Source organism: Paenibacillus glufosinatiresistens, assembly GCF_031470375.1.
GTDB lineage: Bacteria > Bacillota > Bacilli > Paenibacillales > Paenibacillaceae > Paenibacillus_AQ > Paenibacillus_AQ glufosinatiresistens.
Genome location: NZ_JAVFHT010000026.1, coordinates 25,403 through 44,723, shown reverse-complemented (window position 1 = coordinate 44,723; position 19,321 = coordinate 25,403). Strand labels below are relative to the sequence as shown.

17 protein-coding genes, 1 rRNA gene and 1 other RNA gene are annotated in these 19,321 nt (G+C 58.1%); 1 reads left to right on the top strand and 18 read right to left on the bottom strand.

Annotated elements, in window-relative coordinates:
• The 15 genes from RBI05_RS18290 to rpoE all read right to left on the bottom strand — a co-directional run.
• Nucleotides 1-177: ribosomal RNA gene (locus tag RBI05_RS18290) — 16S ribosomal RNA — on the bottom strand; the annotation flags it as partial.
• 341 nt (nucleotides 178-518) lie between these two features.
• A complete protein-coding gene (locus RBI05_RS18285; protein WP_150458222.1) occupies nucleotides 519-785 on the bottom strand; it encodes a pro-sigmaK processing inhibitor BofA family protein in 267 nt (88 codons plus the stop codon).
• A gap of 28 nt (nucleotides 786-813) precedes the next feature.
• Nucleotides 814-1,071, bottom strand: a complete 258-nt coding sequence (locus tag RBI05_RS18280) for a DUF2508 family protein (protein WP_150458223.1) — start codon at nucleotides 1,069-1,071, stop codon at nucleotides 814-816.
• A gap of 158 nt (nucleotides 1,072-1,229) precedes the next feature.
• Complete coding sequence (gene recR / locus RBI05_RS18275; RefSeq protein WP_150458224.1) at nucleotides 1,230-1,829, bottom strand: recombination mediator RecR; 600 nt, start codon at nucleotides 1,827-1,829, stop codon at nucleotides 1,230-1,232.
• 32 nt (nucleotides 1,830-1,861) lie between these two features.
• On the bottom strand, nucleotides 1,862-2,173 hold the full coding sequence (locus RBI05_RS18270) for a YbaB/EbfC family nucleoid-associated protein (RefSeq protein ID WP_150458225.1): 312 nt from the start codon (nucleotides 2,171-2,173) through the stop codon (nucleotides 1,862-1,864).
• 40 nt (nucleotides 2,174-2,213) lie between these two features.
• Nucleotides 2,214-3,968 carry a DNA polymerase III subunit gamma/tau gene (dnaX, locus tag RBI05_RS18265; RefSeq protein WP_310552087.1) on the bottom strand — a complete coding sequence of 585 codons (1,755 nt, stop codon included), beginning with the start codon at nucleotides 3,966-3,968 and terminating at the stop codon, nucleotides 2,214-2,216.
• 148 nt (nucleotides 3,969-4,116) lie between these two features.
• Nucleotides 4,117-4,385: signal recognition particle sRNA large type (gene ffs / locus RBI05_RS18260), an RNA gene on the bottom strand.
• A 223-nt stretch (nucleotides 4,386-4,608) separates the two neighbouring features.
• Nucleotides 4,609-4,806: a 50S ribosomal protein L31 gene (gene rpmE / locus RBI05_RS18255; RefSeq protein WP_150458227.1), complete on the bottom strand. Its 198-nt coding sequence runs from the start codon at nucleotides 4,804-4,806 to the stop codon at nucleotides 4,609-4,611.
• 147 nt (nucleotides 4,807-4,953) lie between these two features.
• Nucleotides 4,954-6,237: a radical SAM protein gene (locus tag RBI05_RS18250; RefSeq protein ID WP_310552086.1), complete on the bottom strand. Its 1,284-nt coding sequence runs from the start codon at nucleotides 6,235-6,237 to the stop codon at nucleotides 4,954-4,956.
• 17 nt (nucleotides 6,238-6,254) lie between these two features.
• Nucleotides 6,255-7,622: a transcription termination factor Rho gene (rho, locus tag RBI05_RS18245; protein ID WP_310552085.1), complete on the bottom strand. Its 1,368-nt coding sequence runs from the start codon at nucleotides 7,620-7,622 to the stop codon at nucleotides 6,255-6,257.
• 367 nt (nucleotides 7,623-7,989) lie between these two features.
• The gene (locus RBI05_RS18240) at nucleotides 7,990-9,243 is read right to left on the bottom strand and encodes a UDP-N-acetylglucosamine 1-carboxyvinyltransferase (protein WP_310552084.1); all 1,254 of its coding nucleotides are present in this window, start codon (nucleotides 9,241-9,243) and stop codon (nucleotides 7,990-7,992) included.
• Nucleotides 9,244-9,455: 212 nt separating this feature from the next.
• A complete protein-coding gene (gene fba, locus RBI05_RS18235; RefSeq protein ID WP_310552083.1) occupies nucleotides 9,456-10,310 on the bottom strand; it encodes a class II fructose-1,6-bisphosphate aldolase in 855 nt (284 codons plus the stop codon).
• Nucleotides 10,311-10,560: 250 nt separating this feature from the next.
• On the bottom strand, nucleotides 10,561-10,947 hold the full coding sequence (locus tag RBI05_RS18230; RefSeq protein WP_310552082.1) for a response regulator: 387 nt from the start codon (nucleotides 10,945-10,947) through the stop codon (nucleotides 10,561-10,563).
• Between the two features lie 250 nt (nucleotides 10,948-11,197).
• On the bottom strand, nucleotides 11,198-12,805 hold the full coding sequence (locus tag RBI05_RS18225; protein WP_310552081.1) for a CTP synthase: 1,608 nt from the start codon (nucleotides 12,803-12,805) through the stop codon (nucleotides 11,198-11,200).
• 289 nt (nucleotides 12,806-13,094) lie between these two features.
• Complete coding sequence (gene rpoE, locus RBI05_RS18220) at nucleotides 13,095-13,652, bottom strand: DNA-directed RNA polymerase subunit delta (RefSeq protein WP_310552080.1); 558 nt, start codon at nucleotides 13,650-13,652, stop codon at nucleotides 13,095-13,097.
• 389 nt (nucleotides 13,653-14,041) lie between these two features.
• Here rpoE and RBI05_RS18215 point away from each other — a divergent pair, with 389 nt between their 5' ends.
• Nucleotides 14,042-15,226, top strand: coding sequence for a S8 family peptidase (locus RBI05_RS18215; protein WP_310552079.1), 1,185 nt, complete (start codon nucleotides 14,042-14,044; stop codon nucleotides 15,224-15,226).
• Nucleotides 15,227-15,356: 130 nt separating this feature from the next.
• On the opposite strand, the gene argS is transcribed toward RBI05_RS18215, so the two are convergent.
• From argS to RBI05_RS18200, 3 genes are all read right to left on the bottom strand, one after another.
• Nucleotides 15,357-17,045 carry an arginine--tRNA ligase gene (gene argS, locus RBI05_RS18210; RefSeq protein ID WP_310552078.1) on the bottom strand — a complete coding sequence of 563 codons (1,689 nt, stop codon included), beginning with the start codon at nucleotides 17,043-17,045 and terminating at the stop codon, nucleotides 15,357-15,359.
• Nucleotides 17,042-17,482 carry a DUF1934 domain-containing protein gene (locus RBI05_RS18205; RefSeq protein ID WP_310552077.1) on the bottom strand — a complete coding sequence of 147 codons (441 nt, stop codon included), beginning with the start codon at nucleotides 17,480-17,482 and terminating at the stop codon, nucleotides 17,042-17,044. Before RBI05_RS18205 ends, argS begins: the two co-directional genes overlap by 4 nt.
• A gap of 500 nt (nucleotides 17,483-17,982) precedes the next feature.
• Entirely contained in the window at nucleotides 17,983-19,179 is a 1,197-nt protein-coding gene (locus RBI05_RS18200) for a WD40/YVTN/BNR-like repeat-containing protein (RefSeq protein ID WP_310552076.1), read from the bottom strand.
• Nucleotides 19,180-19,321 lie beyond the last annotated feature (142 nt).

Genomic DNA, 19,321 nt, shown 5'->3' with positions numbered 1-19,321 from the left:
TATTAGCTACCGTTTCCGGTAGTTATCCCGGTCCGAAGGGCAGGTTGCCTACGTGTTACTCACCCGTCCGCCGCTAATTCATTCAAAGAGCAAGCTCTCTGAATGAATCCGCTCGACTTGCATGTATTAGGCACGCCGCCAGCGTTCGTCCTGAGCCAGGATCAAACTCTCCATAAAAGGCTCGACCTTCGTCGAGCTGAACGTCCGAAAAACATCGATCTCGGCTGAGCCGATCCTTTCGGACGAACAAGTTCGTTTGACTTGCTCATAAGATGAATCTGACGAGATGTTACTCTCGATATTTCACTCACTCGATGTTCAGTTTTCAAAGAACCATCTTGTCTGCTTTGACTTATCAGTGCGTCGCAGCGACCTTTATAATATATCACAGTCGGCAAGCAATGGTCAAGCATTTTTTATTTCTTTTTTTGATTCTTCTCTTGGAAGAGGCATGTTCGGCGCCGCCATCCTCAGAAGAGCCGTGTATTAATGTATCACAGATAAAGATAGTGAGTCAACTATCCAAATAACGTTATTTTCAGTCCGACCAGCATGGCGAGCCCCGGGACTCCCAGGACAGCGACACTTCCGATCGTTACGGGGTTAAGCGGTATATATACGCTGCCGAGCAACCCCGCAAAGTCCACCAAATACAGGCCGACGGCAGCCGCAATTAAATGAGTCGAAAAGGGGGCGAGCCAGCGCCACCCCAGCTTTTGCCGAAAGACGACCACCAGCAGCAACAGAACTGCACCCAGCATAACGGACCAAGCCAGCATCTTCATGATTCTTCTCCTCTCTTCTTCTCACACTCTATTCTCCGAGCAGCCCTTGTTCCGCGCTCAACTTCTTGGCTTGCTTCAACTGGATCTGATATTTGCGTTCTGCGGCTTCGAGGATATAGATTGCATAATCGATCTGATCCTGTCCCACGGCCTCGTCGAACATCAGATAGGCGCGTTCCCAGTCCATCCTGGCGGCATGGACATCGCGAACAACATGGCCCCAGTCTTCGGGCACCGCCTCTCTTTTACTCCGTCCAGCTGTCGATTCTTTCCTCCACCAGCACATCCGTGTTCTCCCCCTTTCGCCTGATCCAGCTTCGGCTTGTACCTTAATTCATTCATATCGGGGGGGCGCTCCGGTTAGAACCTGTCCGGTGAGAACGAAGCCGCAATCAAAAAAAGAGACCCCGAAGGGTCTCTTAAATTTCGTGCACATCTAAAAAGTCAGAACAGCTCACGCCTGCCTTCCAGCGCTTTGGACAGCGTCACCTCATCGGCATATTCCAAATCTCCGCCTACCGGCAGGCCGTGCGCAATCCGGGTGACCTTAATGTCGAATGGCCGGACGAGCCGCGAAATATACATGGCCGTCGCTTCACCCTCGATATTGGGATTGGTAGCGAGAATCAGCTCCTTGATGCGTTCGTCGCTCAGACGGGTTAGCAGCTCCTTCAGGCGAATATCATCAGGTCCAATCCCTTCCATGGGAGAAATGGCTCCCTGAAGCACATGATAATACCCGTCGAATTCCTTCGTCCGCTCCATGGCGACCAGGTCTTTGGAGTCCTGAACCACGCAGATTACCGATGCATCCCGGCTCTTGTCCTGACAAATCCGGCAGGGGTCGGTATCCGTAATATTGCAGCAGACCGAGCAGTAATGCAGATTTCGCTTCACGCTTACGAGCGCCTTGGCAAAATCAATGGTGTCGTCTTCCTTCATATTCAGCACGTGAAAAGCCAGCCGGGCGGCCGTCTTCGGCCCGATTCCCGGCAGCCGCGTAAATGCGTCGATCAGCTTGGCAAGCGGTTCGGGATAGTACAATGGCGTTCTCCTTTAAATTTCAAAAGTGGCAATCAGAACAGACCGGGGATCTTCATCCCTCCGGTGAATTTGCCCATATCGCTGTTAGCCAGCTCTTCGGCTTTGGTCAGGGCGTCATTGACGGCGGTCATCACGAGGTCTTGCAGCATTTCCACGTCTTCCGGATCGACGGCTTCCGGTTTGATCTGAATGGACAACACCTTCTTGTGGCCGTTGACTTCCACAGTAACTACGCCGCCGCCGGAGGTTCCTTCTACCGTCTTGCTGCCGAGTTCCTCCTGGGCCTTCAGCATTTGTTCCTGCATCTTCTTGACCTGTTTCATCATCTGATTCATATTGTTCATTCGTCATCTCTCCTTCAGTGGGCTAATAGGCTAATTGCGGTCAATCTTTTATGACAACAAGGTCTTCGCCAAAAAGCTGAATCGCCTCGTCAATCCAAGGTTCCGACTGCGTTGCTGCGGCTTCATGCTCATGCTCCAGCTTGAGCTCTTCCTTAACCGGAGGCTGCGCTGACTTGGCAGAGGCCTCATTCCAGTCGTGCAGCATCATCGTTACGAGCCGGTACGGCTTGCCCAGCCGGGCCGCCAGCACCCGCTCGATGACCTGCTTGTTGGCCGGCTTCTCGGTGGTCTCCCGGTGGATGGTGTTCTTAAACGCCACCAGCACGGCATCTTCGGTAACCGAGACCGGTTCTCCGTCCACGAACCAGGCGTGAACAGTGACCTTCTCTTCCTTGACGCCCTGAAGCACCGCGCTCCATTGCCGGAAGACGGTCTGGAAGTCGGCGCTCTCCTTGCCTGCGATGAAGCGGTCCATCTGCGGAGGGAGCTTCGCCATCGACGATGCGCGCGGCGCAGGCGCAGCCGCCTGGCTGCGGGCAGGCGCCGATTCGCGCCCTCCCGCCACGCCGCCCGAGCGGACAGCCTGCTCCAGCTTGTTCTCCAGCGCCGCGATCTGCTTCTTCAGGGCATCCAGCTCTCCGGCGCCCAGAGCGGCACCGGCCGCGGCAGCCGGAGCGGTTGCCTGCGCCCCCGAGTGGACGGCCGGCGTCTCCTGCAGGCTGCACAGCTTCATCAGCGCTACTTCAAACAGCGTCTGCGGATGGGTCGCGTATTTCATTTCGCCGAGATAGCGGTTCAGAATATCGACGATGCCGAACAGCCGGTCGCGGGAGAACGCGGAGGCGATGGCCTTGAACTCCTCCGGGTTCAGAACGCGGTCGGTGAGGCGGTCGGAATTCGGAACCATTTTGATCATAAGCAGGTCTCTGAAGTAGTACAGCAGGTTCTCCAGACACTTGTCGGCACTCTTGCCCTCCTGCATCATCTGTTCCACCAGCTCCAGCAGCAGCCCCATATCTTCATCGAGGATAGCCTGGGCCAGACGGGCGAACTGTTCGGCGGGAATGCCTCCCGTCATGCCAAGCACTTCCTGATAGGTGACCCTCTTGTCTGTGTACGACGCAATCTGGTCAAGGATGCTCAGCGCGTCGCGCATCCCCCCGTCGGAGAGACGGGCAATGTACTGGAGCGCCTCCGGTTCGGCCTCGATGCCTTCCTTGGCGCAGATTTCGGCCAGCCGCCCCGTCTGTTCCTCCAGCGATACCCGCCGGAAGTCAAAGCGCTGGCAGCGTGAAATGATGGTTGCAGGCAATTTATGCGGCTCCGTCGTCGCCAGAATAAACATGACATGCGGCGGCGGCTCCTCCAGCGTCTTCAACAGCGCGTTAAAAGCCTCCGTCGTCAGCATGTGCACTTCGTCAATAATATACACTTTGCGGCGCACTTCAGTCGGTGCGTATTTGACTTTATCCCGCAGATCGCGGATTTCCTCCACACCCCGGTTGGACGCCGCGTCGATCTCCTGCACGTCCATGACTGCTCCCGAAGATATTCTCTTGCAGGAAGGACATTCATTGCACGGTTCGGGGCCGTCCATCCGCTCGCAGTTGACGGCTTTGGCCAGCACCTTGGCAGCGGTGGTCTTGCCCGTTCCGCGCGGTCCGCTGAACAAGTAGGCGTGCGAGACCCGCTGTTCCCGGATCGCGTTCTGCAGCGTCTGAATGATATGCTGTTGTCCGACCATATCCCGGAACGATTGCGGACGCCAAGCCCGGTACAGCGCGATATGTTCCATTGGCACAACCCTTTCTTGACGGCCTCTTTCGTGAAGCTCATTACTTGTTCATTATACTATACTCCGGGTTTCTTGACCAAAAACAAAAAGCGTCTTCGCTGGCTGCAAAGACGCTTGGTTTCATTCCAAATTCAATCCAATAATTAAACCGTGCACCTGTCATCGATAACCGCGATCCAAGCGGCAATCCTGATTGACTGCTCGGGCTAGGCCGCCCTTCGGCACAAGAGACAACCTGCTTATGGCTGCTTCCTTCCGGACCTGACCAGGTTCACAAGCGCTCATTGCGAAGGACCCAACCGTCAACACAGCAACCAGGGACCAGACCTCACATCGACAGTACCTCTAAACAGGAATTCAACCCCGCTATAGCGGATTGCGAGTTACAGGGCACCGCTACCTCCCCGTCTAGCACGGCGAAGTTAAGTATAGCGCACGTCCCGTCAAAAAGCAACCGCGCCGCAGACGGGGTCTGCTCCCTCAATTGGTCCTTATACGCTTGGCCTTCCAGTCCGCGCCATCAAAGGGATGCGGGCCTTCGGCCGGACGGTGACCGCTGCGCGGAAGCATAAAAACAAGCCCTTCGGCCGTAGGGCCAAAGGGCTTATGCGTCGGCTGCCCGGTGACGGGCAGATCCGGATTAGATGCCGTATTTCTTCTTGAAACGGTCGACGCGGCCGCCGGCGTCCAGGAACTTCTGCTTGCCTGTGAAGAACGGGTGGCAAGCGGAGCAGATTTCAACGCGCAGGTCCTGCTTCACGGAGCCGGATTCAAACGTGTTGCCGCAAGCGCAAGTTACGGTAACCATGTTGTACTTCGGTTGGATTGCTGTTTGCATTAGATTTCACCTCTTTTGCCCTGAACCTCAGGCGGGTCCAGAGTTAATATCAGACACATAATTACAGTTTAGCACGATTAAAACAAGGTGGCAATAGCCTTTATCCGCGCCCGGAAAGGCCACCCCCGGCCCGGTCGGTTCCGGAAATCACAGCGGAATTCCGCCCAGCCTCGCTTTGGGGCGAGCCTGTCCCGCCGGAGGAACATGGGTGAAGGACCCGATCACCACTTCCGGAAGCTCCTCCCGGAAAATATCAAGCATGGTCTTCATTCCGAGAATTTCTCCGCGCGCCGGGGGAATCAATTCCAGATAGCTCTCGGGATCAATGTTCAGATTGCGCATTTGAATCAGCTTCAGCCCGGTTCTTCGGACAAATTCAACCATAGCTTCGATTTCTTCCTCCCGGTCGGTCACTCCCGGAAAGATCAGATAATTAATGGATGTATAAACACCCTGGGAAGCCGCATACTTCAAGGACTTCTCTACGTTGGCAAGCGTATAGCCCCGCGGCTTGTAGTACGCATTGTAATGATCGTCCAGCGCGCTGATCGTGCTGACCCGCATCAAATCCAGGCCGGCATCGACGATGCCGCGGATATGATCGCTGAGTCCCGCGTTGGTATTGATATTAATATAGCCCATATCGGTAACGGATCGAACCTCGCGAATCGCCTCGATAATCAGCTTCGCCTGCGTCGAAGGCTCGCCTTCGCAGCCCTGCCCGAAGCTGATGATGGACTGAGGCGTCTTAAGATGCTCCAGCATGACCTGAACGATCTCTTCCACCCGGGGGCGGAAGTTCATCCGGGTCTGCGGCGAGACAAATCCGCTGTCGTCGGGCTGCTCGGAGATGCAGCCGAAGCAGCCGGCATTGCAGGAATAGGATACCGGAACGCCGCCTTCCCAGCGGTTCAGGAAGGTGTTGGACGAAGTCAGGCATTCATAGCCGAGCGCACAGTTGGACAGGTGCCCGTACAGCCGGTTGTCCGGGTACCGGCTTGTGAACGCCTCCACTCCGGCCTCGACCTCGCCGCGGTCGCAGTTGAGTGGATTCCATTGTTCCGGATTATCCGTCGGATCTGCCGCAACATAGAAGCCGCCGTCTTTCCAGACCACGGCGGAATAGCCGAACAGCGGAAGCTTATAGTTCTTATCGGTCTTGACGTAGCCCGGGAGACAGAGCCGCGTGAATCCTTGCGGCAGAAGCGCACCTACCGCCTGCGAGCCTTCGGGGAGAGGCAGCATTTCTCCGGTCTCGGGGTCCATTCCGACCGCGCGCGTGCAGGGCAGCCCGACCAGAGTGGCCCCGTCGGGGAGCGGAATCAGTTCTTCTTCCAGAATCTCAACAATCATATCCCCGCTGCGCGCCAATCCGAGCAGCTCAGGGTGATCGTATACATTGCCTTGTTCATCGGCATATACCAAATGCATAGGAAATCTCCTTAATCTCAGGTAGTCGTGGTGACGGAGGGCGTCTTCGGACGGGCAGGACGGCGTACAGCGGAAGCTCCGCTGTTCGAGGTCCCCCCGGAACTGGCGGTGCTGCTGGCCGAGCCGTTATTGCCGGATGGCGGCTGCGCGTCGAAGGTCGCCAGGAATTCGGCGTTGGTCTTGGTGTTTCGGAGCTTCCGCAGGAATCCTTCGACGAAATCGTAGGAGTCGTTCATGTTCTTGCGGATGCTCCAGATGGTATCCAGTTCGTCCTGGGCCAGCAGCACTTCTTCGCGGCGCGTTCCGGACCGGCGGATATCGATTGCAGGGAAAATGCGGCGTTCCGCCAGCTTCCGGTCCAGGTGAAGCTCCATATTGCCGGTTCCCTTGAATTCTTCATAGATAATGTCGTCCATGCGGGAACCGGTGTCAATCAACGCTGTCGCCAGAATTGTCAGACTGCCGCCTTCCTCGACGTTGCGGGCGGAACCGAAGAACCGCTTCGGCCGGTGGAAGGCCGCCGGATCAATGCCGCCGCTCAGCGTCCGGCCGGACGGAGGCACCACCAGGTTGTACGCGCGCGCCAGACGGGTGATGCTGTCAAGCAGGATGACGACGTCCTTCTTGTGCTCTACCAGGCGCAGCGCCCGCTGCAGCACAAGCTCCGCCACTTTGATATGATTCTCGGGCAGCTCGTCGAAGGTCGAAGCGACTACCTCGCCTTTGACGGAACGCTGCATGTCGGTCACTTCCTCCGGCCGTTCATCAATGAGCAGCACGAACAGCTCAATCTCGGGGTTGTTGGCCGAGATACTGTTCGCAATCTCTTTCAGCAGCAGCGTCTTACCGGCTTTGGGGGGCGCAACAATTAGTCCCCGCTGTCCAAGGCCTACCGGAGCGAGCAGATCCATGATCCGGGTCGAAAGGTGATTCGGCGCATTCTCCAGTCGAAGCTTATCCTGCGGATACAGTGGCGTAAGCGCGGCAAAGTGCAGACGCTCGGCTGCTGTCGTCGGGCTCTCTCCGTTGACGGCATTCACCTGAAGAAGGCCGAAATAGCGTTCGTTCTCCTTCGGTGTCCGGCATTTACCGGAGACCAGGTCGCCGGTCCGCAGATCAAACTTGCGAATCTGGGAAGCGGATATATAAATGTCTTCCGGGCTCGGAAGATAATTGATTGGACGAAGGAAGCCGTAGCCTTCCGGCAAAATTTCCAGCACGCCTTCCATGAACATCAAGCCGCTCTGTTCGGCTTGGGCCCGCAGAATGGCAAAGATCAATTCTCGCTTTTTCATCTGACCGTAGTAAGGGATTTGATATTTCTTGGCCAGCTTGTACAATTCCGTCAGTTTCATTTCTTCCAGATCGGAAATTTGGAGATCCATTTAATAACCACCTATTCGATTTATATAAGTCAGCGAGCTGTTCTAGAATGAAGGAATACAAGCACAGACAGTCATTCCCGGATAAATTGGGATCTGGTGAAACGGTCACACAGGGACCATTGCATACAGAGGGTAAAAAACGAGGGTGTTCAAAATAGCAAGTATACAGCAAAAACGCCCATTAAGATAGCTTTACCCAAAAATGGAAGAGGAAATGCAGCAATTGATAAAAAAGAGGGGCAAAACGGTAGAAAAGGCTTAATCGTGGATGTCACTTAAGGGACCGAGCGAAGCCGGCTATGGACCGTCCGCAGCCGGACGGCCGAAGCCCTATCAAGCAAGGAGAAGGGCCGAGGGAGGCCCTATCCTATTCCGTCTCCCGCCACACATTGGCGCCGAGGCTGTTCAGGCTATCGACCAGATGGTCGTATCCCCGGTCGATGTATTCCACCCCCGTCACTTCCGTCACGCCTTCTTCGACGATCAGGCCCGCAATCACCAGCGCAGCGCCTGCGCGCAGGTCGGTTGCCTTGACTTTGGCGGCGTTCAGCCGGCTGCCCTCGATGATCGCCGAGCGTCCCTCTACCCGAATCTTGGCGCCCATGCGCACGAGCTCGGGAACATGCTTGAACCGGTTGCTGTAGACAAAGTCGCTCAGCACGCTGACGCCGCTGGCCTGCGTAAGCAGCGTAGTCATCGGGGATTGAAGGTCTGTCGGGAATCCGGGATAAATCAGAGCCTTCACATCTGCCGGCTCGTAGACTTCCCGGCCTATAACGCGGATGCTCTCATCCAGCTCTTCAATGCCGACACCCATCTCCAGCAGCTTGGCCGTTAATGCCTCGAGATGCTTCGGAATGACATTGTCGATCAACACGTTGCCGCGGGTTGCCGCAGCCGCAATCATGTACGTTCCGGCCTGAATCCGGTCCGGAATAATGGAGTGGCGGCAGCCATGCAGTTCGTCCACGCCTTCAATGCGAATCGTCTCGGTGCCTGCGCCTTTGATGACGGCGCCCATGGACACCAGCAGTGTGGCCACATCTATAATCTCAGGCTCTTTGGCCGCGTTCTCGATAATGGTAGAGCCTTTGGCCCGGGAGGCCGCCAGCATGATATTGATGGTCGCTCCTACGCTTGCAACGTCCAGATAGATCTTGGCGCCGCGCAGCTCCTTGGCATATAAGTGAATTGAACCATGGTCATTCGTAACGGTGGCGCCGAGCGCCTCGAATCCCTTGATATGCTGGTCGATCGGACGCGGCTCAAAGTTACATCCGCCCGGCAGGCCGATCGTTGCTTCTTTGAAGCGCCCGAGCAGTGCGCCCATCATGTAATAGGACGCCCGCAGCTTCTTCACCGGCCCGTTGGGCATAGGAATGGATACGATATGCGAAGGGTCGATTCTCATCTGGCTTCCCGACCGGGTAACGGTTGCGCCCAGCTCCTGCAAGATTTCGGAATAGATGGCTACGTCGCTGAGGGCAGGCAGATTGTCCAGCACTACCTCGCTCTCGGCCAGAATGGCCGCCGGTATCAAGGCGATTGCGCTGTTCTTCGCGCCGCTGATGGTCACCATTCCTTGAAGCGGACGCCCTGCGCCGATCATTAGTTTTTCCATAGTGTATTTGGTTCCCCCTACGTAAATGCCGGAAGCTAACCGGCGGCGGTACAAGTCAAAAGCCCGGGAGCTTCTCCCCGGCGTTCTCTTCAGTTTACCCCCAAATGCTCCCTGTCTGTCAAGCGCGGGGGCAGGAGATCCTCTCTACAAAAGAAGCGCCCTCCGAAAAACGAAGGGCGCTCTTGGTGAAAAACCAAAAATAAAGTCGACGATTAGGCTTTGTTGCTTGTGCCGAATTCGCGGATTTTGCCGATAACCGTCTGCTTGATGGCTTCGCGGCCCGGTTGAATGAATGTCCGCGGATCATACGCGTCCGGCTTGGCAGCCAGCACTTCACGAACCGTCTTCGCGAATGCAATCTGGTTCTCGGTGTTCACGTTGATCTTGGAGGTGCCAAGGGAGATCGCCTTGTCGATGTCATGCTTCGGAATGCCGGTACCGCCGTGCAGAACGAGCGGAAGCTTAACAGCGTCGCGGATTTCTTCCATTTCCTTGAACCCGAGGTTCGGTTCGCCATGGTAAGGACCATGCACGGAGCCGAGCGCCGGAGCCAGTGTATCAATGCCGGTCTCCTTCACGATGCGTACACATTCGTTCAGGTCGGCATACTGAATGCCGCCGATTACGTCGTCTTCCTGTCCGCCTACAGTGCCGACTTCGGCTTCAACGGAGACGCCCTTGGCGTGCGCATATTCAACGACTTTCTTCGTCATGGCGATGTTCTCGTCGATCGGATGGTGCGAACCGTCGATCATAACGGAAGTAAAGCCGGCGTCGATGGCTTCCTTACATTTCTCGAAGCTGGAGCCGTGGTCGAGGTGAATGGCTACCGGCACCGAAATCTTCAAATCGTGTACCAGACCTTCAACCATCTTCACCACTGTGTAGAAACCGCCCATGTGGCGGGCAGCGCCTTCGGATACGCCCAGGATAACCGGGGACTTCTCTTCTTCAGCGGCAGACAGAATCGCCTGCGTCCACTCCAGGTTGTTGATGTTGTATTGGCCTACAGCGTATTTGCCTTCCAGGGCTTTGTTCAGCATGTCAGTCATCGATACTAATGGCATGATTCATCCTCCTAAGATGGTTAGATTGCACCGCTTGTCTCAAGCCGGCATCCTATACAGGCTCATTATAGCACAACCCGTCTCAAATACTAAATAGAATTATCAAAAAAATGTCCCGGCGGGACGTATCGCCCCCACCCCTGTATACGGAGACATTCTTCTCTATTATTACCCAATTTCGGAATGTTACTGCTCCCCGTCAAAAAAGGGGCTCCTCTATGGAACCCCTGTCTTCTCTCTCTTCCCGCCTCTAGTGCAGACGGTCCGACGAACTGCCTCGCAAATGCATGTTGACCGCAACGCGCATCTCGTCAATGTCAAAGGGCTTGGTAAAGTGCATGAGCGCCCCAAGCTTCGTCGCTTCCTTAATCATGTCCAGTTCTCCGTAGGCAGTCATCATAATGACCTTGATCTCCGGATTGATTGCCTTGATATGCTTCAAAATCTCCAGTCCGTCCATCCCCGGAATCTTCATGTCCAGAAGGACCAGATCCGGCGCCTCCGCACGCACAATGTCGAGCGCCGCCTTGCCGTTGGCGGCCTGATAGGTGCTGTAGCCGTCGCTGTTGAAGACCTCCATCAAAAGGATGCGTATTCCGTTCTGATCATCCACAATCAGTACTTTGTTGTTCTTCATCCGTTACCCTCCCAGAGTATAAGGCAGATTTGCTCCGATCCCTTGCGGCGCTTGGCGGTTCATGCTTCCGGAATGCACACGAAGAACTATTATTCGACTATCCCGGTTTTGAATCCTGCTTTTTGACAATTATGAGTAAAATTATATGAATGGAATCTGCATCCGGGGGATAAACCGACAAAAAAAGAGCCTTCCGCAAGCGGAAGACTCTGCTTAGGCAAGAGACAGGCTGTCTCTCTGCGGCCAAGGCTTATTGCTGTTCGGTGTGGGTCAGGGAAGCCCGGACAAATTCACGGAAAAGCGGCTGCGGACGGTTCGGCCGGGAGGTGAACTCCGGATGGAACTGTACCGACAGGAACCAAGGATGGCCCGGCAGCTCGACGATCTCGACCAGGCGGCCGTCCGGCGAGGTGCCGGAGATGACCAGCCCCGCCTTCTCGATAACATCGCGGTAGGCATTGTTGAACTCATACCGGTGGCGGTGGCGCTCGTAGACCAGCTCGTCGTCATAGCATTCCATGGCAAGCGAGTCCGGAAGCAGCTTGCACGGATACAGGCCCAGGCGCATCGTTCCGCCCATGTCCTCGATATCCTTTTGTTCCGGCAAAAGGTCGATCACCGGGTACGGGGTAGCCGGATCAATCTCCGAGCTGTTGGCGTTCGCCAGGCCGGCAACGGACCGGGCATACTCGATGACGGACACCTGCATGCCGAGGCAGATGCCGAAGAACGGGATCTGCCGCTCGCGGGCATAGCGAATGGCCGAAATTTTGCCCTCAATCCCGCGGTCTCCGAAGCCTCCCGGCACGAGAATGCCGCCTACGCCGCGGAGCAGCTCATCGACGTTCTCGTCCGTAACCTCCTCGGCGTTCACCCAGCGGATGCTGACTTCGGCATTGGCCGCGAAGCCGGCATGCGAGAGCGACTCCACTACGCTCAGGTACGCGTCATGCAGCGCCACATATTTGCCGACAATAGCGATCTCGACGTTCTTCTCCAGCTTCTGGATTCGCTCGAGCATCGCTTCCCATTCGGTCATATCCGGAGCCGGCGTCGTCAGCTTCAAGTGGTTGACCACAATCTCGTCCAATCCCTCGTTGCGCAGATTCAGCGGAACTTCATACAGGGTGGAGGCATCGCGGCATTCCACGACGGCATTGGCGTCAATGTCGCAGAACAGCGCGATCTTGGCCTTCATGTCCGGAGACAGCGGGTATTCGGTCCGGCAGACGATGACGTTCGGCTGAATGCCGATGCTCCGCAGTTCCTTGACGCTGTGCTGGGTCGGCTTCGTCTTCACTTCGCCGGCAGCCTTGATATAAGGAATCAGCGTAACGTGGATGTACATTACGTTCTCCCGTCCGATGTCGCTCTTGATCTGACGGATGGCTTCCAGGAACGGCAGGCTCTCGATGTCGCCGACCGTGCCGCCGATTTCGGTAATGACCACGTCAGAGCCGGTCTCGCGTCCGGCACGGAAGACGCGCTCTTTGATTTCGTTCGTGATATGAGGGATGACCTGAACGGTGCCGCCCAAATATTCGCCGCGCCGCTCTTTGCTGATTACGGAGGAGTACACCTTGCCGGTTGTAACATTGCTGTTCTTGGACAAGTTGATGTCAATGAACCGTTCATAGTGCCCAAGGTCCAGGTCCGTCTCCGCCCCGTCGTCGGTCACAAATACTTCGCCGTGCTGATACGGACTCATCGTTCCCGGGTCTACGTTGATATACGGATCAAATTTCTGAATCGTCACCTTCAGTCCCCGGTTCTTCAACAGCCGGCCGAGCGAGGCGGCCGTGATGCCCTTGCCCAGGGAAGACACAACGCCACCCGTTACGAAAATATACTTGGTCAATGCAATACCCTCCTAAATAAAGTCCATCACAATCTGGCGACGCATGATGTTTATCGTTACCCGTTTTGTCAATGGCAAAACGGGGGAATCCCAAAGTCCGACGAAGGAGCGAAGAACCCGTTCCCCGTCTTCAACAGGGTCTGTAAACACAAAAAAAGTGACACCGGTAGCACCGGGGCACTTTTTGAATAAACAACCCTATTTACTTGCTTGAAAAGCCCATGCAATAGTTTACATGGTGGCCCTATCCCTGTCAAGAATGCAATTCAAAGAAAAAACAGTGGGTTCCTTAGAACTCGTCTTCTTCTTCGGCTTCTTCCGCTTCTTCTTCTTCGGTCTCGTCTTCCGCCAAATCTTCGCCTTCCAGCTCATCCTCGTCCATGACCACTTCTTCGTCATCGACGCCTTCTTCGCTGTCGTCGTCGGAGTAGAGATCGTCGCGGTCCTCGTCCATCACGTCGAAATCTTCCTCGTCGCCGGAGTACGTATCTTCTTCCTCGGTGAAGTCGTCGTCCTCCAGATCGTCGTCGTCATCGTTAATGATGCGCGGACGCTTCGCATTGCCGATCGGATCGTCGGAACGCTCCAGCGGATACCAGCGCTTCAGGCCCCACAGGTTGGTGCCGACGCAGGCAAACCGGCCGTCAATGTTGATTTCGGTATATAGCTGGGCAATCGTATCGTTGGTTTCTTCTTCGGTCATTCCGCGCAGCTTGGCCACTTCGACCATCAGGTCGCGGTAGTAAAACGGCGTATTGGCAGCCTTGAGAACCAGGAATGCCAGATCGACCATCGACATTTCCTTCACTTTCTCGGGGTCCAGCTTCAAGTTCAGCGGCGTACTCACTTCAGGTACACTTCCTCTCACGCATTGTTCACGACTAAGTAAAACCTATTTGACCGCAAAAAGCAAGCACCAGTCCAGCCGCTTGCAGCCTGTCCTCGTCCGGGCCATGCCGGAGTTTATGTAAAACACGCCTTCCCTGCCGCCGGGCGCGAAAAAGGCGGAGGAAAATCCTCCGCACCCGACTGTATCCGCCGGCCCCGGGAATGCTCCCGCCTGCCGATGAGGCGAAGGAACGCACATGCGGCGCTCTTTCGCTACAGTGTATGTGCGCCTGCGGGGTTTGACACGAGAAGCGGCCTATTTCCGCCAAAAAGGGCAAGTTCCCATGCGGCTCTTCCGCCCTGCTCATACACTGTTGGCAGCATGAGCAGGAGGGAGCGGCTGTAGCTATGGAGGATTACCGGTTTTGGCAGGACTGGATGGAGCAGACCCAGTCCGCGCCTGCGAACGGAGAGCGCCGCATCGTGACGTTCCGGGAACCCCGGCAGTATGCGGGAGCGCTGTCGCAGTGGCAGGCGCTCCGGCGGAAGCGGCCGCCCGGCGGTCAGGTCCGCGTCTCTTCGCTGATCCGGGCTTTTTTTGTGCCGGCTTCGGGCGCTTCGCTGCTGGCGAGGAAATACGGGGGCTCCGTCGCCGTGGAAGAGGATGTCCGCATCACGCTCCACGCGGCGGTCACGCTTCCCCAACCCGGGGAAAAAGCAGGCGCTTCGCTGCCCTGGGGCATCAAGGCCATCCGCGCTCCGCAGGCCTGGTCGAAATCCACAGGGGTTCAGGTTCGGGTCGGCGTCATCGACACCGGGGCGGACTTCCGGCATCCCGACCTGAAGCACTGCCTCGCCACCGGGGTCAATCTGCTGCACCGCGGCATGCTGCCGCTGGACGACAACGGCCACGGCACCCACATCGCCGGCACCTTGGCCGCGGCCGGAGGCCCCTACGGCATGATGGGCGTAGCGCCAAGGGCTCTCCTCTATCCCGTAAAGGCGTTCGATCACAGCGGGTCGGCGTACGTCTCGGACATTGTGCTCGGCATCGACTGGTGCGTCCAGAACCGGATGGATCTCATCAATATGAGCTTTGGCATGAAGACGCGCAGCAAGGCGCTCCATGATGTGGTCATCCGCGCGTACAAGGCCGGCATCCCCATCATCGCCTCCTCCGGCAACGACGGCAAACGCGGAGGCGATTACCCCGCCCGCTATGCGGAGACGATTGCTGTCGGGGCGCTGGGAAAAGGCCGGCAGATCGCAGGGTTCAGCAACCGCGGGCCTTACATCGACGTATACGCTCCCGGCGAAGCCGTGTCCTCCTGCTGGCTCAAGGATGGCTACAAGGAGATGAGCGGCACGTCCATGGCGACGTCGCATGTGACAGGCGCGGCGGCGCTGCTGCTGGCGCTGCGCCCCGGTCTGTCGCCGCGCGAGCTCAAGCGGCTGCTCCGGCGTACCGCGCAGCCGCTCCGGCTGCGCGCGGGCCAGCGGCGCGCCGCGCTCGGCGGCGGCGCGCTCGATGCCCTGCGGCTGCTGCGCGCAGGGCGCAAGCCGTCCGCGGCGGGCAAAGCGCCGCGGCCCTAAATGCCCCTTCCGCCGGCCTTTGGCGGCGGAAGGAGCGCTCTCCCGGCCGGCGAAGCGCCGGGAGAACGCGCCAAGCCCCGCCCCCGGCGTCTGCCGCGGGGGCGGGGCTTGCGGTGTGCCGAGCGCAGGCTTACATGCGCTCGGGAGCGGAGACGCCGACGAGGCGCAGCACGTTGGCGATGGTCTGGCGCACCGCGCCGAGCAGCGCGAGGCGGGCTGCGGTCTGGGCGGCATCCTCGGTGATGACGCGCTCGGCCTTGTAGTAGCTGTGGAACAGCGACGCCAGCTCGTAGACGTACCGGATCAGCCGGTGCGGGGCGTAGTTCTCGGCTGCCGTGTCGATTTCGGACGGCAGCTCGCCGATTTTGCGCAGGAGATTGAATTCATGCTCGCTGGTAAGCTTGCTGTAATCGACGGTCCCCGGGTCCGGCAGAGCGATGCCCTGCTCTTCCGCCTGGCGGAATACGCTGCAGGCGCGGGCATGCGCATACTGCACGTAGAAGACCGGATTCTCGTTCGAAGTCGAAATCGCCAGGTCCATGTCGAAATCCAGATGCGAGTCCATGCTCCGCATGGTGAAGAAATAGCGGATGGCGTCCACGCCGACCTCTTCCATGAGGTCCTCCATCGTAACCGCCTTGCCGGTGCGCTTGGACATCTTGACCTTCTCACCGTCCTGGAACAGACTGACCATCTGGGCAATCAGCACCACGAGCTTGTCGGGATCGTAGCCGAGCGCCGACATCGCCGCCTTCATCCGCGGAATATAGCCGTGGTGGTCGGCACCCCAAATGTTGATCATGCGGTCATAGCCCCGGCCGTATTTGTCGCTGTGGTAGGCGATATCCGGGGTAAGATACGTATACGTTCCGTCGTTTTTGATAAGAACGCGGTCTTTGTCGTCCCCGTATTTGGTGGTGTTCAGCCAGGTTGCCCCGTCCTGCTCGTACACTTCGCCGCGCTCGCGGAGATCGTCGAGCGATCGCAGAACTTGGCCGTTCTCGTACAGCGAGGTTTCGCTGAACCAGATGTCGAAGGAGACGCGGAAACGGGCGAGGTCCCGTTTGATTTTGTCCAGTTCCTTCTCCAGACCGTAGCTTCTCAGGAAGGCGGCGCGCTCGCCGGGCTCCATCTCCAGCAGCGCAGTCCCCTTCTCGGCGACCAGTTCCCGGGCAAAGCCCTTGATGTCTTCGCCGTGGTAGCCGTCCTCCGGCATCTCCGCCTGCTGTCCCAGCTCCTGAAGATAACGGGCTTCAATCGACCGGCACAGGTTCGCCACCTGATTCCCGGCATCGTTGATATAATACTCGCGCGTTACTTGATAGCCGGCAAAATCAAGCACATTGCACAGCGCGTCGCCGACTGCGGCGCCGCGGGCATGGCCCAGGTGCAGGCTGCCTGTCGGGTTGGCGCTGACAAACTCCACTTCAACCTTGCGGCCCGCGCCTGCGCCGGTCCGTCCATAATCGGCGCCCTGGCGGGCGACGAGCGGAATGACCTCGTACAGGTACGCTTTGGACAGCGTCAGATTGATGAAGCCGGGTCCGGCAATCTCCGCCGACTGGATGCCCGCGGCATCCCGGTCGAGATGCTCCAGAATCGCCTCGGCGATCTGGCGGGGGTTCTTCTTCGCAATCTTGGTCAGCTGCATGGCGGCATTGGTCGCCAGGTCGCCGTGAGCCTTGTCGCGCGGCACCTCCAGCACGATGGCGGGCATTTCTTCCCGGGCCACCAGGCCGGCTGCTTCCACCGCCCGGGCAATGGCTTCTCTCACCCGTTCTTCAATCTGATGAAGCGGGTTGTGGTCTTGTGTCGTCATTTCGGTTCCTCCTGTATATCCAAACTGATCGCAAATGATCCCGATGCTTCTCCATATACATACAGCTCATAGGTCCAGCTCGCCTGCAGCGAGCGCCCGGAGCGGACCATCTCCAGCCGTCCGGTCTCCGTCGACAAATTGAACTGCGTATAAGGCGAGCGGTAAAAACCGGGCTGGCTTCCGCCTTCCCGGAACGTCTGCTCCGATTCTACCGCTCCGTGGCGAATCAGCTTGAGCTCGCCTTGGCCGGCCTTAATCGTTGTTCGTACCGATAAAGACTCGCCGCGCGGACCTTCACTCTTCTCCTCGAAACGGACATAGAGCTGGGTTCCCCTCTCAACGGCTTCGCCGGAGGCCCGAATTACGCTGCGCTGTCCATCCCGGATGCTCTCCAGCAGGACGGCGACGGGGTAAGGGCGGGATTGTGGCTCGGACACAGCCTGTCCTCCATTCTGGCCGGGCCGCAGATCCGCCGCAGCGTCGTCCGCCGGCGGCACCAATCCTAAAGCCCGTTATCGCTTATCATTGTACACTATATCCAGTCACGGGCCGCAATTCAATCCCGGAACCCGCAGATTTCCTCATTGTATCACACCGGCGGAGCAGGCGGAACCGGGGAACGAACCGGCCGCTGAAATCCGGCAGCCGCGCCAAAAGACCGGAGAAAGCAGGGGGGCCACCCCTGCTTCCTCCGGCTGTGTCTGCCCGAGTTCGGTATGTTACGTCTGAGCCGGGTCTGTGCTTGCCCGCTTCCGGTCTGTTACGTCTGAGTCGGGTCTGTGCTTGCCCGCTTCCGGTCTGTTTCTGGCGAGTTCGACCTGTGCCTGCCCGAATCGGGTCTGTGCTCCCTGCACCTGCCCCGCGCCCTACCGACCCCCGACCTCTTCCTCTTCCTCTTCCTCTTCCTCTTCCTCTTCCTCTTCCTCTTCCAGTGTGCCTACTCTTCCCGCTTGAGGAAAGAGAACTTCTTGGACCAGGTCATGCCGCCGTTACCCGTAGCATAGAGCGCCCAGCCCTTGGGCGTGTCCGCAGCCATCCAGCCGGTGGTCGGGCCTGCAAAGGAAATGCTGCCGTCGTAACCCGGAAGCACTGAACGGTTGCTCCAGGTAAGGCCGCCGTCCGTGGAACGGCCGACGCCGATTTGCTCTCCCGCCGGCGAATAGCCGAGCAGGAATGCCGCGCCGCCGGAGGCGAGCGACAGGTTGCCGGGCTTCCCTGCAGCCGGTCCTTCCGTAAGCAGCGCCGGACCCGTTCCCGGAGCAGGGCCGCCCCCCGCGCTGTCCGCCGCGATGACGCGTCTCCAGTGCGATCCGCCGTCCCTGCTGGCATAGAGCGAATACGAAGTCTGAGACATGCCGACGCCGCCGTACAGAACCGCCCATACCTGACTGCCGCGGATACGGATCTCCGTATAATAGGGGGAATCGAACGGGACCGTCAGCACCTTCTTCCAATGCTTGCCTCCGTCTGCGGTCTTCATCACCCGGTACCCGGTTCCCGGGACGACAACCGACGCATATCCGAGGTTTCGGCTTGCGAAGGCGGCGCCCCGGGTATTGGCCGGAAGGGGCAGCTTGCTCCAGGTCGAGCCGCCGTCTCCGGTAACGTAGGCAGACGCCCAGTCATAGGCGAATCCGGTGCGGCGGTCCGGAAAGTCGATTCGGCTCATCGTAAGGGGCAGCCCGTCGATCCGCTTCCAGGTGGAGCCGCCGTCCGCCGTGCGGATCAGATAGCGGCCCGTCCCGGAAGCTGTTGAAGCGAGGGCCCAGCCCTCCACATTATTGGGGAATTCGATGTCCGCGAACTGCCACTGTCCCTGATAAATCGTCTGAAAGCTGCAGCCGCCGTCCGAGGTCCCGATGAGAAATCCCGGTCCGGCCGCCCGGCCTGTCCCTGCGCTTAGAAAATCCAAATCCGTAAAATGCAGCGCCGTGTTCTCTGCGGCCGCACCGGCCTGCAGGGACTGAAGCAGCCCGTGGTCTCCTGTACCGCAGGAAGCGGACGTCTTGGAAGCAGGCGCCGCCGAAGCCGTCGGAGCGGGGCGGGGTCCGGCGCCGCCGAGGATCAGCACTGCGGCAAGCAGGGCCTTCAAAGTGACGGCGGTTCTGCAGGAATGCCGGTTGTCTTTCTTCATTAGATACCCTCCCTGTCGTTCTTTCTCTCTGTTATACCCTCCGGGACCTGCTGCCGCCACCTTCGAGCGGTAACAAAAGAGCGTCAGTTTCTTCATGATTCCTTTTGCCGCTTCTCTCCGGGCTGAATATCCCCGGCCGGCA

What these genes read in the sequence shown, in the direction of transcription:
- RBI05_RS18285 (WP_150458222.1), bottom strand. Translation starts at nt 785, where the DNA reads ATGAAGATGCTGGCTTGGTCCGTTATGCTGGGTGCAGTTCTGTTGCTG.
- RBI05_RS18280 (WP_150458223.1), bottom strand. Translation starts at nt 1,071, where the DNA reads ATGTGCTGGTGGAGGAAAGAATCGACAGCTGGACGGAGTAAAAGAGAG.
- RBI05_RS18270 (WP_150458225.1), bottom strand. Translation starts at nt 2,173, where the DNA reads ATGAACAATATGAATCAGATGATGAAACAGGTCAAGAAGATGCAGGAA.
- dnaX (WP_310552087.1), bottom strand. Translation starts at nt 3,968, where the DNA reads ATGGAACATATCGCGCTGTACCGGGCTTGGCGTCCGCAATCGTTCCGG.
- rpmE (WP_150458227.1), bottom strand. Translation starts at nt 4,806, where the DNA reads ATGCAAACAGCAATCCAACCGAAGTACAACATGGTTACCGTAACTTGC.
- RBI05_RS18250 (WP_310552086.1), bottom strand. Translation starts at nt 6,237, where the DNA reads ATGCATTTGGTATATGCCGATGAACAAGGCAATGTATACGATCACCCT.
- rho (WP_310552085.1), bottom strand. Translation starts at nt 7,622, where the DNA reads ATGGATCTCCAAATTTCCGATCTGGAAGAAATGAAACTGACGGAATTG.
- RBI05_RS18240 (WP_310552084.1), bottom strand. Translation starts at nt 9,243, where the DNA reads ATGGAAAAACTAATGATCGGCGCAGGGCGTCCGCTTCAAGGAATGGTG.
- fba (WP_310552083.1), bottom strand. Translation starts at nt 10,310, where the DNA reads ATGCCATTAGTATCGATGACTGACATGCTGAACAAAGCCCTGGAAGGC.
- RBI05_RS18230 (WP_310552082.1), bottom strand. Translation starts at nt 10,947, where the DNA reads ATGAAGAACAACAAAGTACTGATTGTGGATGATCAGAACGGAATACGC.
- RBI05_RS18215 (WP_310552079.1), top strand. Translation starts at nt 14,042, where the DNA reads ATGGAGGATTACCGGTTTTGGCAGGACTGGATGGAGCAGACCCAGTCC.
- argS (WP_310552078.1), bottom strand. Translation starts at nt 17,045, where the DNA reads ATGACGACACAAGACCACAACCCGCTTCATCAGATTGAAGAACGGGTG.
- RBI05_RS18200 (WP_310552076.1), bottom strand. Translation starts at nt 19,179, where the DNA reads ATGAAGAAAGACAACCGGCATTCCTGCAGAACCGCCGTCACTTTGAAG.